This is a genomic window from Synechococcus sp. BA-120 BA3 (genome assembly GCF_034931285.1).
In the GTDB taxonomy this organism is placed as follows: Bacteria; Cyanobacteriota; Cyanobacteriia; order PCC-6307; family Cyanobiaceae; genus Cyanobium.
In genome coordinates, this window is sequence record NZ_JAYGHZ010000513.1 from 1 (window position 1) to 618 (window position 618).

General features: G+C 76.1%; 1 protein-coding gene. It reads left to right on the plus strand.

All coding sequences use genetic code 11. The annotated features are described in order from the left end of the window. The coding region (locus tag VB737_RS17230; protein WP_500314776.1) for a nucleotide-binding protein at positions 1-618 on the plus strand (618 nt) is incomplete at both ends.

Sequence of the window (618 nt, forward strand, 5' to 3'; positions counted from 1 at the left end):
TGCTGGGGCTGCCGGTGGTGCTGGTGGTGGAGGCGTCGCGGCAGGCCGGCAGCCTGGCGGCCCTGGTGCGCGGCTTCCGCGACCACGGCCCGCCCCGGGTGACCCTGGCTGGGGTGGTGCTGAACCGGGTCGGCAGCGAACGGCACCAGAGCCTGCTGGCCGAGGCCCTGGTCGCCATCGAGGTGCCCCTGCTGGGGGTGCTGCCCAGCCACCCCAGCCTGGAGCTGCCCTCCCGCCACCTGGGCCTGCTCACCCCGGGGGAGCTGGGCGACCTGGGTGAACGCCAGAAGATCTGGGCCGCCCTGGCCGAGCAGCACCTCGACCTGGCGCAGCTGTGGCCGCTGCTGGCTCCGCCGCCACCGGCGCCGGAACGGCGCGATCCGATCCGCTGGTGCCTCGACCAGGTCCCGCCGGAGACGGTTCCCGCCGGCCCCCCCCTGCCGGTGGCGATCGCCAGCGATGCGGCCTTCCACTTCCGTTACCCCGAGGCCCAGGAGCTCCTCCAGGCCTGCGGCCTCAGCCCCGTGCCCTGGAGCCCCCTGGCCGACGATCCCCTGCCCCCGGAATGCCGGGCGGTGCTGCTGCCCGGCGGCTACCCCGAACTGCACGCCGCTCGGC